Origin of the sequence: Steroidobacter sp., assembly GCF_036402275.1 — a bacterium.
In the GTDB taxonomy this organism is placed as follows: Bacteria; Pseudomonadota; Gammaproteobacteria; order Steroidobacterales; family Steroidobacteraceae; genus Steroidobacter.
This window is the reverse complement of the sequence record NZ_DASWTF010000005.1, coordinates 39,591-53,924: the sequence shown is the minus strand read 5'-3', so window position 1 is coordinate 53,924 and position 14,334 is coordinate 39,591. Positions and strand designations below refer to the sequence as shown.

Genomic DNA, 14,334 nt, shown 5'->3' with positions numbered 1-14,334 from the left:
ATTTCCCCGTGACTTCTGTGTCGAGTTATGACTGACGGCTCGAGGCGCTCGCCCCTGTGGCCGCTCAGGGTGATCTTGGAAATCGTTTATGGCGTGTATGTCCTGGCGGTGTTCCTGCTGTTTGGCCTGAGCGCCTTCGTGGCAGTTTTACTGCCTTTCGGGATTAAGACACGTCGGCATATCGCCCACTTCGCGGCTCGGGCTTTTTTCGCAGCCGCCGGCTTGCGCATTCGGGTGCGCGACGAGCATTTGCTGCCGAGTGGACCGTGCGTGGTGGTGGCCAATCACGCCAGCTATCTCGACGGCATCGTGCTCAAGGCCGCCCTGCCCGCGCGCTTTTCGTTCGTGATCAAAAAAGAATTCAGCCGCGTGCCGCTCGCCGGACTGCTGTTGCGAAGGATCGGTTCGGAATTCGTCGATCGCTTCAATCGCCACGCCGGCGGCATGGATACGCGCCGACTGTTGAAAGCGGCGGACGCGGGCCAGGCGTTGGCTTTCTTTCCCGAAGGCACCTTTCTCGCCGAGCCGGGGCTCGGCAAATTCCACAACGGCGCGTTCACCATCGCCGCGCGCGTGGATCTGCCCGTAGTGCCGCTGGCATTGCGCGGTACCCGGCACATTTTGCCGTCCGGTCGATTTCTGCCACGACCTGGTCGCATCGACATTCACGTGCTGCCTTCGATCGGGCCGATGCGCGACATGAAAGCGCCGGACGCCGTGGTCCACATGCGCGATGTGGCGCATGCGCGCATTCTTGCAGAGTTGGGCGAGCCAGACCTGTCCTCGAACGACGGCATCGCGGCTCTTCAATCGCGACGCTCATAAAAAACTCGGGATCGGGCATCCTGCCACGACCCTCGTGCGAGTCGGCCACGTCTATGAATGTGGGACGCGACTTTTACCTCTCGCCGCCGCCTGTGGCGGCGGGGTACATCCCTGTACCCGAACGATGCCTATAATCGCTGACGACAACTCAGCACTGGTCATTCGAGGAACGGCGATGAATCTGTTCGAAGCAGTGGGCCGGCTCGGTCACGAGCAAGTGGTGTTCTTTCATCATCGCGAAAGCGGCTTGCGCTGCGTGATCGCGATTCACAACACCGCGCTGGGACCTGCGCTCGGCGGCCTGCGCATGTGGCCGTACGCGAACGAGGCGGACGCCGTGCGCGATGTGCTCAAGCACTCCGCGGACATGACGTACAAAGCCGCCATTGCCGGCCTGAATCTCGGCGGCGCCAAAGGCGTGCTGATCGGCAATCCTGAAACAGACAAAAACGAAGCGCTGTTTCGCGCGCTCGGCCGCTTCATTCAATCGCTCGGCGGACGCTACATCACCACCGAAGACGTCGGCACCAACGCCGACGACATGGAACTGATCCGCCAGGAAACGAGGCACGTGGTCGGTGTGCCGCAGCTGGTCGGGGGCAGCGGCGATCCTTCCCGCTTTACCGCGCTCGGCACGTTGCATGGCATTCGCGCGTGCATGGAATTCAAGCTCGGCCACGCCGATCTCCGACGCACGAGCTTCGCCGTGCAGGGTGCGGGTCAGGTCGGATATCACTTAGTGAAATCGCTGCGCGCCGCTGGCGCAAAAGTATTCGTTACCGACATCAACGAAGAGCGCATCGAACACGCCGTCGCCGAATTCGGCGCGGAGGCGGTGCCGATGTCACAAATCTACGATGTCGATGCGGATGTGTTCTCGCCGTGCGCCTTGAGTGCGGTGATCAACGAAGACACCGTCCCTCGCCTGCGCTGTCGCATCGTCGCGGGCGGCGCGAACAATCAGCTCGAATCGGAAGAGCTCGGCACGGAGCTCGATCGCCGCGGCATCCTGTACGCACCGGACTACGCCATCAACGCCGGCGGCCTGATGAACAGCGCCACCGAGCTCGAGGGCTACAACGAAGATCGCGCGCTCCGCAGTGTTGCCCGAATCCACGGCATCATCGGCCGCATTCTCGCCCTCGCCGCCCGCAGCAATATTCCGACGTGGCAAGCCGCGCGTCGGCTCGCCGAGGAGCGGCTCACTTCAATTAGTCGAATAAAGTTGACATACACCGCCGGCTAAGGGTGGTTTATTGCACTGCATACAGACTCGGCGTAGGCTACGGGTACTTGGGTACTTGCAAGTAAGTTTAGGAGCCGCCATAACTGGCGGTGAGCTTGCCCCTCAGAGCAGTCGAGCACTCCCATGAGCGAACAGATTTATATCGTTGCCGCCCGCCGCACTCCCATCGGCGCCTTCCAGGGTGCACTCAGCCCTCTGACCGCTCCGCAGCTCGGCGCTGTGGCCGCGCAAGCCGCGATCCACGACGCGGGGCTCTCGCCTGAGCAGATCGACGAAACAATTCTCGGCTGCGTGCTCATGGCCGGCATCGGCCAGGCGCCCGGCCGTCAGGCCGCTCTCGGCGCCGGCGTGCCCCAGAAAGTGCCGGCAACGACGATCAACAAGATGTGTGGCTCGGGCCTCAAGGCCGTGATGATGGCCGCAGATCAGATCCGCGCCGGCTCCGCCAATGTGGTGCTCGCTGGTGGCATCGAGTCGATGACCAACGCGCCTTATCTCATTCCCAAAGCCCGCGCCGGTCTGCGCATGGGCCACTCGGAAATCATCGATCACATGTTCTTCGACGGTCTGCAGAGCCCGTTCGACGGCAAGATGATGGGCTCGTTCGCCGAGGCCACGTCGGCCAAATACGGCTTCACTCGTCAGCAACAGGATGCGTTCGCCACCGAGTCGGTGCGTCGCGCGCTGGCGGCGGCCGAAGGCACGCAGTTCACCAATGAAATTGCGCCGGTCACCGTCAAGGATCGCAAGGGCGAGCGCGTCGTTGCGAAAGACGAAACCCCCTTCACCTGTGACATCAACAAGATTCCGACCTTGAAGCCGGCGTTCGCGAAGGACGGCACAGTCACCGCCGCCAGCTCTTCCTCCATCTCCGACGGCGCGGCCGCGCTGTTGGTGGTCAGCGCCAGCGCTGCTCGTCAGCACAATCTGAAGCCGCTGGCTCGAATCGTCGGTTACGCCAGCCACGCGCAGGCGCCGGAGTGGTTCACGACTGCGCCTGTCGGTGCAATTCAGTCCGTGCTCGCGAAGACGGGCTGGAGCGCGGGCGAAGTCGATTTGTATGAAATCAACGAAGCCTTCGCGTGTGTGACCATGGCCGCAATTCACGATGTCGGTCTCGATCACGCCAAGGTCAACGTCAACGGCGGCGCCTGCGCGCTCGGCCACCCGATCGGCGCCACCGGCGCTCGCATCCTCACCACGTTGATTCACGCTCTGCGCAACCGCAGCCTGAAGCGCGGCGTCGCATCCCTCTGCATCGGCGGCGGCGAAGCGACGGCGCTGGCGGTCGAGATCGTCTGAGTTCGATTGTGTCTACGGGGCCGCGAGATTCGCGGCCCCGTTTTTTTTACGGCGGTCGCGCGCTCGACGCGCGACCAGCAGCAATAACAGCCCCAGCAGCACGACCAGGACACAGACGGCGCCCGACATCGGTCTACCCGGAGCCGCGCCAATCTATGGTGCGCGAATCCTGCGCTCAGGTGGCGCATCCGATCGTTCACAGTGCAAAGCGACCGGCGCTTCGCTAGCGGTCCCCTGATTTTCCTTCGCTTCGTTCGTTGGCATGCCGCTTGGATATCTCGAGGTCGGTTCGATCATCGGGGAAGCGCGCATGGACCAACCCGTCTCTCGTCGCACGTTTCTGCATATGGTGGGCGCCGTCGGCGGCTCGACCGCCATCTACCAGGTCGCTCTGGGCATGGGGCTGATGCCGGAGATTCGGCATGTGCAGCGACCCGACATCGCGCCGCTCGCGCGCGGCCAGCGCAAATCCGTCGTCATCCTCGGCGCGGGAATCGCCGGGCTCACCGCGGCTTACGAGCTCGATCGTAAAGGTTACGAAGTACAGGTGCTCGAAGCATCGCATCGTGCCGGCGGGCGGAACTTCACTGTGCGCGGCGGCGATCTCATCGATGAAGCAGGACAGCCGCAGATCTGCCGCTTCGATCCGGAACCGCATCTGTATTTCAACGCCGGCCCGGCGCGCATTCCCGGTCATCACACCGCTTTGCTGGGCTATTGTCGCGAGCTCGGCGTCGAGCTCGCCCCGTTCATCAACGACAATCGCAACGCATGGGTGCAGGACGACGCGATGTTCGGCGGACGCCCCATTCGCAATCGCGAATACATCGCCGATACGCGCGGCTTCATTGCCGAGCTGATGGTCAAGGGTCTGGACGCGGCACAGCTCGACGAGCCGCTCACACAAGCGGACTACGCGCAGCTGCTCGAATATCTGCGTCAGTTCGGCGAGCTCGATGCCGAGTTCAAATACCGCGGATCCACACGCGCCGGCCTGGTAGCTCACGATTACACCCAGCCCGAACAACGCAAACAACCGCTGGACTTTCGCCAGTTGCTGCAATCCCGCTTCATGTACCTGATGAGTTTTGGCGAAGGCGACGATCAGTCGGCCATGATGATGGAGCCGGTCGGCGGCATGGATCGCATCGTCACCGCCTTCATGAGCCGGGTCGGCCATCGAGTACGCACGCATGCGCCCGTGCAGGCGATCCGACTGCAGGAGAAAGGCGTCGAGGTCGCCTATCGGCACAAAGGCCAGGAGCGCATCGTGCGCGCCGATTTCTGCCTCAACAGCATTCCGACACAGTTGCTGGCCGGCATCGAGCACAACTTTCCGCCCGACTACGCCGGCGTCTTTTCCGCCATTCCGCGCGGCAAGCTGTTCAAGATCGGCTTTCAGGCCAAAGAAAGATTCTGGGAGCGCGAAGGCATTTACGGCGGCATCTCCTGGACGATGCAGGACATCATGCAAGTCTGGTATCCAGCGCACGGCATTCACCGTCCGAAGGGAGTGTTGCTCGGTGCGTACACGTTCTCCGAAGACGCCGGTGAGAAATTCGCGGGCCTCACGCATCAACAGAGGCTCGATCTCGCGATTCAGCAAGGCGAGAAGATCCATCCGGGCTATCGCGGCTACATCGAGAACGGCGTCAGCATCTGCTGGCATCGCATGAACCACATGCTGGGTTGCGCGTCGCAATGGAGCGAACCGCTGCGAACACAATATTTCAAACGCCTGCAGCAACCGGTGGGTCATCACTACATGATCGGCGACCAGGCCAGCTATCATCCCGGCTGGCAGGAAGGCGCCATTCACTCGGCCTTTCATGCGCTCACCGACATCGACCAGCGCGTGCGGAATGTGGCATTGGTGGCCGCATGAGCATGCTCGCCCGCGCGCTGATGTTTGCAGGCATGGCACTGTCCCTGAGTATTCCCGCGGCGTCCGCCGAGGAGATCGATTTCTCGTATTGCGCTGTATGTCACGGCGCGAACGGCAACGGCAATCCAGCCATCCGCGCACCGAAGATCGCTGGCATGGAAGCCTGGTATCTGAAGCGGCAGCTGCAATCGTTTCGTGCTGGGTTACGAGGCGCACATCCTGACGATGCGGCTGGCGGCGAGATGCGCCCGATGGCTGTTCATCTGCGTGATGACGCCGCGATCGACCAGGCTGTCGCTCATGTAGCGTCCTTCGTTCCAAAAACGCCGCCGGCCACCATCAGCGGCGACACGGCCAGGGGCAAACAGATTTATGAGACCTGCGCTTCTTGTCATGGTTCGCGCGCGGAAGGGAATGCCGAGTTGAACGCCCCGGCGCTGGCCGGCAGAACGGACTGGTATTTGGTAACGCAACTGAAGAACTACATGACTGGGTTACGCGGCGCCCAAGCGCGGGACATATATGGCGCGCAGATGCGAGCCGTTGCGGCGGCGCTGCCTGACGACCAAGCGGCGAACGACGTCGTCGCCTACATCAACACTTTGCGTTGATTCCCCACAGCCCCAGGAGAAAGAAGATCCATGACGCACTCCGCGCTTCGATCGATATTGATCTGGACGACCCTGCTGGCGTCGATGACGAGCGTTGCGCACGCTGCAAACGTCACTCGGCACCCGCTCGCCGGCGGTTCGAAATTTCCAATCGCACGCGCGGTGGAGGTCCCCGCCGGCACGACGTTGGTTTTTCACAGCGGCATCACCCCGACGCCCGCGGATCCCAAAGCACCGGAAGGCAGCGCCGCGTACTGGGGTGATACGAAAACGCAGGCGTTGAGCGCTTTTGCACGCATCAAGGAATCGCTCGACTCGCTCGGCCTGGGCTTCGGCGATGTGATCTCGATGACGGTCTATCTGGTCGGCGATCCCGCCAAGCAGGGCCGCATGGATTTTGCCGGCTTCATGGAAGCCTACTCGCAGCATTTCGGCACGCCCGCCCAGCCGAACCTGCCCTCGCGCTCGACCGTGCAGGTCGCTGGCCTGGTCGCGCCGGGCATGCTCGTTGAAATCGAAGTGACCTTGGCCCGCCCGAAGCGCTAGAGCCCGGACGTCGTCTCCGGCCCCTCACGGGGCCGGAGAACGCTACGCAGGAAGCTCTCTAGAAATTGAAGCTGAGCTTGCCGTAGTAATACCCGCCGTTGATCCCAAACGGCGAGAAGCTCGGGTAGATCGCGACCGCCGCGTTGTTGTTGGTGGCCCGGTAGGCGGCCAGCAGCTCGCTGTTTTTCTTGTCGGGATACTCGTTGAACAGATTGTTCGCGCCCAGGCTCAGCTTGATCGTCTCGGTCAGTCGATAAGCCAGCTCCAGATCGGTGATCGGCGTCACTCCGATCTCATTCTTGTAATAGACGCCGCCATCCTGGCTCTCCAGATCCGACGTTTCGCCGTAGAGGGTTTGTTTCAGGCTGGCCGACAACCTGCCGAGCTCCCAGACGGCGCTCAGCGCGACTCGATACTTCGGAAACGCCGTTTCCAGGTCGGCGATCGCGGCTGGATCGAACAACGCTTGCGGCGCGAGTTGCGCCGGCGCCGGTTTGATGCGCGTGACCTCCGTATCGTTGTAGTTCGCGGCCAGCGACCAGGCGACGCTGCCCCAGACACCATAGTCATCGGCGTATGTGACGACCAGCTCCGCGCCTCGGGTGCGGGTGTCGAGCCCGTTGGAGAAAATGTTGATGCCGATGAAGGTGACGGTGGGATCGAGGACATTGCCGTTCGCCGCGATGGCGTCGACCACCGCTTGCGAATTGTCGGCGCCGCCCGCGCCATACAGTGCCCCGCTGCCGACGACGCGGTCGTCGATTTCGATCTGGTAAGCATCGAGCGTTGCCGTCAGGCCCGATTCCGAACGAGCCACCACGCCAATGCTGTAGTTCCTCGCCTGCTCGGGTTTCAGCCCATTGACGCCCACCAGGCTTGCGGCGGGAGCATTCGGCGGCAGTTGCACGAACGCCGAGGTCGGCCCGACGTTGGTGGCGGAATAATATTCTTCCGCCAGCGTCGGCGCCCGAAAGCCCGTGCTGAACGTGCCGCGCACCGCGAACCCCGGCGTGAAATCGTAGCGGCCGGTCAGCTTGCCGACCGTGGTGTCGCCGAAGTCGCTGAAGTCCTCGTAGCGACCGGCAATGTCGAGCTGTAGCTTTTCGATCGGCGACAGCGCGAAATCCACATAGATCGCTTTGTTGTCGCGATCGTGCTTGCCGGCGTCGGTGAGCGCGAAACCCGGGTAGGACTGCGATCCTTCCTTGTAGCGCGAAGCCTCATCGCCGGGTTTGACTTCATACGTTTCGCGCCGATGCTCGATGCCGACCGCGACGTTCAACGGGCTCGCCATGCCCACATCGAAGTCGCGGCTCACGTCGAATGTGCTGGTCCATTGCGTGGCGATGAAGTCGCCGGCGTGAAAATCCGTTGGCGTGAAGCCCGTGTCGTTATAAAGCGAGACGTTGCCGGAGTTGATGGTGTTGATCTCCACGTCGTCCTTGCCGTAACTGCTCGCCAGGTCCCAGTGCCAGCCGCCGAACGCCCTCCCCTTGATACCGACGGTGAGCGCGGCGTCCTCTTCTTTCGATTCCTCCTGCGGATTGAAACCATGCGGGTAGAGGTCGGGAATACGATTCGGCATTCGATAGTTTTCGTATGCGACGGCGTGCTTGCGACCGTAAGTGCCGACGCTATAGAGCTCGGCGTCGCCGAAGCTGACGCCCGCGGTGAACGAGGCGATGTTCAAGTTGTAGCGCGCGTCTCCCTGAATACGATTCAAATAGGGATAACCAGGCGCCTCCAGCAGCGTCGGCATCGCGGCGATATTGGCCGGATTCACCACGCGAGGATCGATGCCGCCTCGATCGCTTCTATCGTGATAGCGCGATTCGGCAGTCAGGTTGAAGTATGAATTGGCGGTCGGCGCGAAGCCGGTATTCCCCGCGACATCGACCGTGTCGCCGCCGCCATCGTAGTACGCGCCACTGGTCGCCGTGAGTGAGCCGCCGGCGACGTTCTTTTTCAAGATGATATTGATCACCCCGGCAATCGCGTCCGTGCCGTACTGCGCCGCCGCGCCATCCTGCAGCACTTCGATACGTTCGATGGCTGCCACCGGGATGAAGTTCAGATCCGCCGCCGCGGCGCCCTGATAAGGCCCACCGAGCACGGCGAGATTCGCAGTCGTGTGCCGCCGCTTGCCATCGATGAGCACCAGCGCGTGATTGGGGCTGAGACCGCGCAGTTTTGCCGACAACGTCAATGCCGCCGTGTCGCCTCCGAAAGCCTGCGCGGTGAACGATGGCACATTCTGCGCCATGGCCTGGATCAGATCGGGTTGACCGACACGTTGTAACGAATCGCTGTCCAGCACCTGAATGGGCGCCGGGCTGTCGGCGACGGCCATCCCCGTGCGGCGCGTGCCGGTAACGAGGACTTCCGAAAGAATGGCGGATCCATCCACCGCCGCCGCCAGTTTCTCCTGCGCTTGTGCCGAAGGTGAGAGTGCAATCGTCGCCAACGTCGAAGTCAGCATCGAACGGCCGGCAGCGTTGCGGCCTCGCAATTGTTTCATTCTCATGGTGCGACCTCCCTAACTTATGGGAATCGGGCCGCCGAGCTCGTCGCCTCAGCCATACGCGCGCGGACTGCAATCGCATCGGCAGCCTGGAAGCCCTGTTGCAATAAGTCCGCCAGCGTTCGCTGCTCGGGTTTGGAGCACGCCGCACTACGTTGATGCGCGCGGCGCGATGGCTTGGAGCGATGAAATTCAGTCGCTTATGAGCGCGGATTGCAATGTTTGTATGATTCGCCGCGCCGCTGGAACATAACGATACAAACGTTCATCGGGCGAGCCGATGAACTTGGTGCAGTGGTCGAGCCGGGTGCGGCGCTCGAGCGCCGCTCTGGCGCAACTTGCTGCCGGATCTGAACGTGGCCGACGCGCTGGGCGCCGCCGCATCCCTGCGCGCCGAGTTTGAGATCAGGCGTTTGCGCCCGTGACAACTGCGGGAACTTGGCATATCCTCACTCGCGCAGCCCGTGAGTCTTGAGCTCTCGCTTCGACAACTGACGCTTGCTCGCCGCATACAAATCCCTGGAACCATAGACCCGCTTCCGCTCCTGCGAATCCTCATACAGCGAGCACGAAGTCTTACGCCGCAAAACTGCGTCGTACCGAAACTCCGCGATGACTTTCGTTCGGCGCCGACCCTGCACCATGTCGACAACCTCTCGGCATGCAGGCAGCTTTGCTAGCTTTACCTCGAACCAGAGGTCGTTCACCCGCAGTAACACTGTGCGCTCATCCAACATGCGTCGACGTGCATTCAACTCCGCCCCTTCCTGATCCTTGCGTTCGGCGTAGGCATTGCGAAAGTTGCGCCAGTTCTTGTTGACGCGGATCAGGCCGGTGCGCGGATCGACATACAGCGGCTGGCGCATACCCGCCCGCCCCGCATGGAACAAGCCGTTCTCACTCAAATCGATCGGCTGGTCATCCCGCATTCCGACACGGATCGCGATGAAGTCGTCGATATGCTGATGAATGTGCTGCTGAACGGTGTTGCGCCGATCGATGCCCGTGCAGATCTCGCTGAACACCTTGTCCCAGGGCCGCCCCACCTGCGACAGCAAGTAACGTCGCAGCGGAGCTAGATTCTCATTGAGATCGCGGTAGCCATACCCGGCCCGCATACCGAGACGGGTTGGCCCGTCGTGATCGTCACGCAGCCGCGCAGCCTTCTCGTAGCCGCCCTTCCAGGCGCGCGGCCGCTCGACGATGACCTTGTACATATCCTTACGCATCATGAACTCCAGAAAGCAAAAAGCCCTCGGCAATCTGTTACCGAGGGCTTTTCGGAGTCCGCACACGACGGCACCCGCTCCACTCGGCTTCAGGGTAGCGCACCCCGCGAAGCCGATGGCTTGCGAGCTGGCGCTTATGAAATGTTTGGTGCTTCGGTTTGCGGCTTCATGTTCGGTCGATCCTCCGTGCAAGGCGCGCAGAATATCTATCGGAACGCTCGTGTCAAGAGCTCATGTGACGACCCGCCCTACACCGAGATCGGCGTATCCGGAGAAATTCCCGCGACTTCATAACCGCGTTTGAAGTCGCGTACGTGCTTGGACATCCATTTCCGTGCCTCGTCCGCGTTCTTGTCGCGCACGGCGACGATGATGCGTCGTTGGGCATCGGTGATGCGGGCGCGGGCTTGGGGAACGGTGTCGATCATGCGAGCTAACGAAGGCGCGAGTGCTTGTGTTAGCGATTGCTTCGCGAGCACGAGCACTTGATTGCGGGAGGCAGCGCCGAGTTGCTCGAAGAAAGTCGCAACGATATTCACCGAGTCAGGGTCGCCTTCAGGCGATTCACGAAAGGCTTCGCTAGTTTGAGTCAGGGCGGTGAGATCGGCCTGAGTGCGACGAAGCGCGGCCAGGGCGGCGACTTCGGGTTCGATCACCATCATCGCTTCCCAAACATCCACGAATGACACCTCGTGCAGCACCAGCGCGTGCCGCATGCCTGAAGCGACTTTGGCAGCTTCGGGTCGGCTGACGATCATCCGCTTGGCGCCCGGCGGGCGAGCCACGAGGCCGGCGCTTTCCAACTGGCGGAGCGCCTCGCGAACCGTCGAGCGGTGCACGCGAAACTGTTGCGCGAGCTCCAGTTCGGCGGGCAATACATCGCCGTCGCGTAGCGCACGAGACAAAATTTTATGCTCGATGGCGGAAGACACTTTCGTGTAGGCCGGCGACCGCTCCACTGGATCGAACAAGGACGCGGCGTCGGTGGTTTCAGGCGCAACCCCGGTGCTGACAGCGCCGGCGCGGCGCGGGCGGGTGGCGGCGATCGTCTTTTTTTTCATGACCATGTCGATGGGACGATAATGAGGTTATTGACTAAAAGACGGACTGTCGGACAATAGGGCAATTAGCGATCCGGCGCCATCCACGCGGGCCCCGCCCGGGGTTCGAGGGTGCCGCCGGCGGCACACAGGGCAGACCAGGGGGCGGCGTGGAAGACTTCGATTTCGGTTTGGGTGAGGATCTGGACGCATTGCGCGCCACGGTAGCGAAGTTTGCGAGCGAACGCATCGCCCCGAGGGCCGCGGATATCGATCGCGACAACAAATTCCCGCGCGACCTGTGGCCCGAACTGGGCGAACTGGGCCTGCTGGGCATCACCGTCGAGGATGAATACGGCGGCGCCGGCCTGGGCTACCTGGCTCACGTGATCGCGATGGAAGAAATCAGCCGCGCCTCGGCCTCGGTCGGCCTGTCTTATGGCGCGCATTCCAACCTCTGTGTGAACCAGCTGCGTCGCTGGGGCACGCCGGCCCAGAAAGAGAAGTACCTCCCCCGCCTGATCTCCGGCGAACACCTCGGCGCGCTGGCGATGAGCGAGCCGGGCGCCGGCTCCGACGTCGTCGGCATGAGCACTCGCGCCGTGAAAAAGGGCGACAAGTACGTGCTGAATGGCAACAAGATGTGGATCACCAACGGTCCCCTCGCCGATACCTTGGTCGTCTACGCCACGCTCGATCCCGAACTCGGCGCCCGCGGCGTCACCGCCTTCATCATCGAACGCGGCATGAAAGGTTTCTCCAGCGCGCAAAAGCTCGACAAGCTCGGCATGCGCGGCTCCGATACATGCGAGCTGGTCTTCCAGGATTGCGAAGTGCCCGCTGCAAACGTGCTGCATCAAGAAGGCAAAGGCGCCCAGGTGCTGATGAGCGGCCTGGATTATGAACGCGTCGTGCTCGCCGGTGGTCCGCTCGGCATCATGCGCGCTTGCATGGACGTTGTAATTCCGTACGTGCACGAGCGCCGTCAGTTCGGGCGCGCCATCGGCACGTTCCAACTCATGCAAGGCAAGGTCGCCGACATGTACACGACCATGAACGCGTGCCGCGCCTATGTTTACTCAGTGGCTGCAGCCTGCGATCGCGGCAAGGTCACACGCTTCGATGCCGCCGGCTGCATACTGCAAGCCTCCGAGAAAGCGACATGGATGGCGCTCGAAGCCATTCAAGCGCTCGGTGGCAACGGCTATATCAACGATTACTCCACCGGCCGCCTGCTGCGCGACGCCAAGCTTTATGAGATCGGCGCTGGCACCAGCGAAATCCGCCGCATGCTGATCGGGCGTGAAATTTTCGAGGCCACGGCATGACCGTGGCCTGTCCCGTACGATCGACATGGAGTCATGCATTGCACGTAATCTACGCGATAACGTATTAAGTCCCTGTCATTAGTCGCGCGACTCACATCATGTCGACCATCACTACCAGTATCAATTCCCGCGGCGTCGTCACGCTGACCCTCAATCGACCCGAGAAGCACAACGCGCTCGACGGCGCGACCATGGGCGAGTTGCACGACGCGCTGACGAAAATCGGCGGCGACAAGAATGCCCGCGTCGTCGTGCTTACCGGCGCAGGCGCGAGCTTCTGCGCCGGCGCAGACATCGGCCACATGCGCTCGATGTTGAACTTTACCGAGGAGCAGAACGTCGCCGATGCGCTGGTCCTCGCGAGGCTGCTGCGCACGCTGGACGAATTCGAGCTGCCACTCATCGCGCGAGTGAATGGCAACACATTTGGTGGCGGCGTGGGTCTGGTGGCCTGTGCCGATATCGCCATCGGCGCGAGCTCGGCGAAGTTTGCATTGACCGAAGTGCGCCTCGGCATCGTGCCCGCGGCGATCTCGCCTTATGTGGTCGAAGCGATCGGCAGCCGGCAGGCGCGACGTTTGTTTCTCACCGCCGCGCCGTTCTCCGCCGAAGAAGCGCAGAGCATCGGGCTGCTGCATTTCACGGCTGCGCCGGAGCAGCTCGATCAAATCGTCAACGAGCAGGTCGATCTCCTGCTGCGAGGTGGGCCCGCGGCGCTGCGTGCAGCAAAACAGCTCGTCCGGCGTGTGGCGCACTTCCATGATCGCGATGTGCTGGGCGATGAAACCGCGCGCCTGTTGGCGCGTTTGCGGGTGAGCCCGGAGGGGAAAGAAGGATTGTCGGCGTTCCTGGAGCGACGCAAGTCGAGCTGGGTCCCGCAGGACTGAGCTGGCGCCGTTGCGGTAATGAAACTGGCTGGCGGAACAACCGTCACCGCCCTGCATTTATCCCGGTTTACCCCCTTTGTGCAACGCAAAATAAGAGGTAGTATCCACCGCCTTTGATCCAGGCGTGAGCCATTTGGGGGTTGAATGCAGCTGGACGGAAAGCTCGTCGCCATCACCGGCAGCGGTCGCGGCATCGGCCGCGCCATGGCGTTGGCGTTCGCGAAAAAGCGCGCCAATGTGGCGCTCATCGATATGAATTCCGACGACCTCGCCAAGAGCAAGGAGCTGTGCGAAGCCGAGGGTGTGCGCGCCGCGACGTATGTTTGTAACGTCACGCGCGAGCAGGAAGTCGAAACCACGCTGGATCGAATCGTCCAAGACTTTGGCCGTCTGGATGTCATGATCAACAATGCCGGCATCACCAAGGATGCGCTGCTCGTGAAAGTGCAGGACGGCAAGGTCATCAACAAAATGTCGATGGATCAATGGCGCGCCGTCGTCGATGTGAATCTCACCGGCGTTTTTCTAGGCGCACGTGAAGCCGCGGCGCGCATGATCGCGCTCGGCAACGGCGGCGTCATCATCAGCACCTCCAGCATTTCGCGGGCAGGCAACATGGGCCAGTCCAACTACTCCGCCACCAAGGCGGGCGTGGTCGCGATGAACGTCGTGTGGGCGAAAGAGCTCGCGCGCTACGGGATCCGCACCGGCGCGATCGCTCCGGGCTTTACGCGCACCGAAATTCTGGACACGATGAAACCCGAGATGATCGAGCGCGCCGTCAGCGCCGTGCCGCTGCGTCGCATGGCGGAACCGGCGGAGATGGCGCACGCCGCGATCTTCATCGCAGAGAACGATTACTTTTCTGGCCGCGTCATCGAAGTGGATGGCGGTCAGAGACTTTGAGATTAAGG

The 14,334-nt window shown here is 62.1% G+C and carries 12 protein-coding genes; 9 read left to right on the top strand and 3 right to left on the bottom strand.

Translation table 11 applies throughout. From position 1 onward, the window contains the following. The first annotated feature begins 75 nt into the window (after positions 1 to 75). From VGD45_RS01805 to VGD45_RS01780, 6 genes are all read left to right on the top strand, one after another. Positions 76 to 825 carry a lysophospholipid acyltransferase family protein gene (locus VGD45_RS01805; RefSeq protein WP_331153551.1) on the top strand — a complete coding sequence of 250 codons (750 nt, stop codon included), beginning with the start codon at positions 76 to 78 and terminating at the stop codon, positions 823 to 825. A gap of 175 nt (positions 826 to 1,000) precedes the next feature. Beyond that, positions 1,001 to 2,071, top strand: coding sequence for a Glu/Leu/Phe/Val dehydrogenase dimerization domain-containing protein (locus tag VGD45_RS01800; protein ID WP_331153550.1), 1,071 nt, complete (start codon positions 1,001 to 1,003; stop codon positions 2,069 to 2,071). A gap of 123 nt (positions 2,072 to 2,194) precedes the next feature. Next, the gene (locus tag VGD45_RS01795; protein ID WP_331153549.1) at positions 2,195 to 3,373 is read left to right on the top strand and encodes an acetyl-CoA C-acyltransferase; all 1,179 of its coding nucleotides are present in this window, start codon (positions 2,195 to 2,197) and stop codon (positions 3,371 to 3,373) included. A gap of 310 nt (positions 3,374 to 3,683) precedes the next feature. Beyond that, complete coding sequence (locus tag VGD45_RS01790; protein WP_331153548.1) at positions 3,684 to 5,258, top strand: flavin monoamine oxidase family protein; 1,575 nt, start codon at positions 3,684 to 3,686, stop codon at positions 5,256 to 5,258. Then, complete coding sequence (locus VGD45_RS01785; protein ID WP_331153547.1) at positions 5,255 to 5,869, top strand: c-type cytochrome; 615 nt, start codon at positions 5,255 to 5,257, stop codon at positions 5,867 to 5,869. Before VGD45_RS01790 ends, VGD45_RS01785 begins: the two co-directional genes overlap by 4 nt. Positions 5,870 to 5,899: 30 nt before the next feature. Then, entirely contained in the window at positions 5,900 to 6,415 is a 516-nt protein-coding gene (locus tag VGD45_RS01780) for a RidA family protein (protein ID WP_331153546.1), read from the top strand. Between the two features lie 58 nt (positions 6,416 to 6,473). On the opposite strand, the gene VGD45_RS01775 is transcribed toward VGD45_RS01780, so the two are convergent. From VGD45_RS01775 to VGD45_RS01765, 3 genes are all read right to left on the bottom strand, one after another. After that, positions 6,474 to 8,939 (bottom strand): TonB-dependent receptor, encoded by a 2,466-nt coding sequence (locus VGD45_RS01775; protein ID WP_331153545.1) that lies wholly within the window; start codon positions 8,937 to 8,939, stop codon positions 6,474 to 6,476. Positions 8,940 to 9,385: 446 nt separating this feature from the next. Beyond that, positions 9,386 to 10,165, bottom strand: coding sequence for a hypothetical protein (locus VGD45_RS01770; protein WP_331153544.1), 780 nt, complete (start codon positions 10,163 to 10,165; stop codon positions 9,386 to 9,388). 248 nt (positions 10,166 to 10,413) lie between these two features. Then, a complete protein-coding gene (locus tag VGD45_RS01765) occupies positions 10,414 to 11,226 on the bottom strand; it encodes a FadR/GntR family transcriptional regulator (RefSeq protein ID WP_331153543.1) in 813 nt (270 codons plus the stop codon). A 149-nt stretch (positions 11,227 to 11,375) separates the two neighbouring features. Here VGD45_RS01765 and VGD45_RS01760 point away from each other — a divergent pair, with 149 nt between their 5' ends. The 3 genes from VGD45_RS01760 (at position 11,376) to VGD45_RS01750 (ending at position 14,326) form a co-directional block, all read left to right on the top strand. Then, positions 11,376 to 12,533, top strand: coding sequence for an isovaleryl-CoA dehydrogenase (locus VGD45_RS01760; protein WP_331153542.1), 1,158 nt, complete (start codon positions 11,376 to 11,378; stop codon positions 12,531 to 12,533). 98 nt (positions 12,534 to 12,631) lie between these two features. Beyond that, positions 12,632 to 13,420, top strand: a complete 789-nt coding sequence (locus VGD45_RS01755) for an enoyl-CoA hydratase-related protein (protein WP_331153541.1) — start codon at positions 12,632 to 12,634, stop codon at positions 13,418 to 13,420. Between the two features lie 144 nt (positions 13,421 to 13,564). Further along, positions 13,565 to 14,326, top strand: a complete 762-nt coding sequence (locus tag VGD45_RS01750) for an SDR family oxidoreductase (protein WP_331153540.1) — start codon at positions 13,565 to 13,567, stop codon at positions 14,324 to 14,326. Positions 14,327 to 14,334 lie beyond the last annotated feature (8 nt).

Bases quoted from the DNA above. Each gene is read 5' to 3' on its own strand.
- VGD45_RS01765 (WP_331153543.1), bottom strand. From the start codon at position 11,226: ATGAAAAAAAAGACGATCGCCGCCACCCGCCCGCGCCGCGCCGGCGCT.
- VGD45_RS01780 (WP_331153546.1), top strand. From the start codon at position 5,900: ATGACGCACTCCGCGCTTCGATCGATATTGATCTGGACGACCCTGCTG.
- VGD45_RS01800 (WP_331153550.1), top strand. From the start codon at position 1,001: ATGAATCTGTTCGAAGCAGTGGGCCGGCTCGGTCACGAGCAAGTGGTG.
- VGD45_RS01755 (WP_331153541.1), top strand. From the start codon at position 12,632: ATGTCGACCATCACTACCAGTATCAATTCCCGCGGCGTCGTCACGCTG.
- VGD45_RS01790 (WP_331153548.1), top strand. From the start codon at position 3,684: ATGGACCAACCCGTCTCTCGTCGCACGTTTCTGCATATGGTGGGCGCC.
- VGD45_RS01750 (WP_331153540.1), top strand. From the start codon at position 13,565: ATGCAGCTGGACGGAAAGCTCGTCGCCATCACCGGCAGCGGTCGCGGC.
- VGD45_RS01775 (WP_331153545.1), bottom strand. From the start codon at position 8,939: ATGAGAATGAAACAATTGCGAGGCCGCAACGCTGCCGGCCGTTCGATG.
- VGD45_RS01785 (WP_331153547.1), top strand. From the start codon at position 5,255: ATGAGCATGCTCGCCCGCGCGCTGATGTTTGCAGGCATGGCACTGTCC.
- VGD45_RS01795 (WP_331153549.1), top strand. From the start codon at position 2,195: ATGAGCGAACAGATTTATATCGTTGCCGCCCGCCGCACTCCCATCGGC.
- VGD45_RS01770 (WP_331153544.1), bottom strand. From the start codon at position 10,165: ATGCGTAAGGATATGTACAAGGTCATCGTCGAGCGGCCGCGCGCCTGG.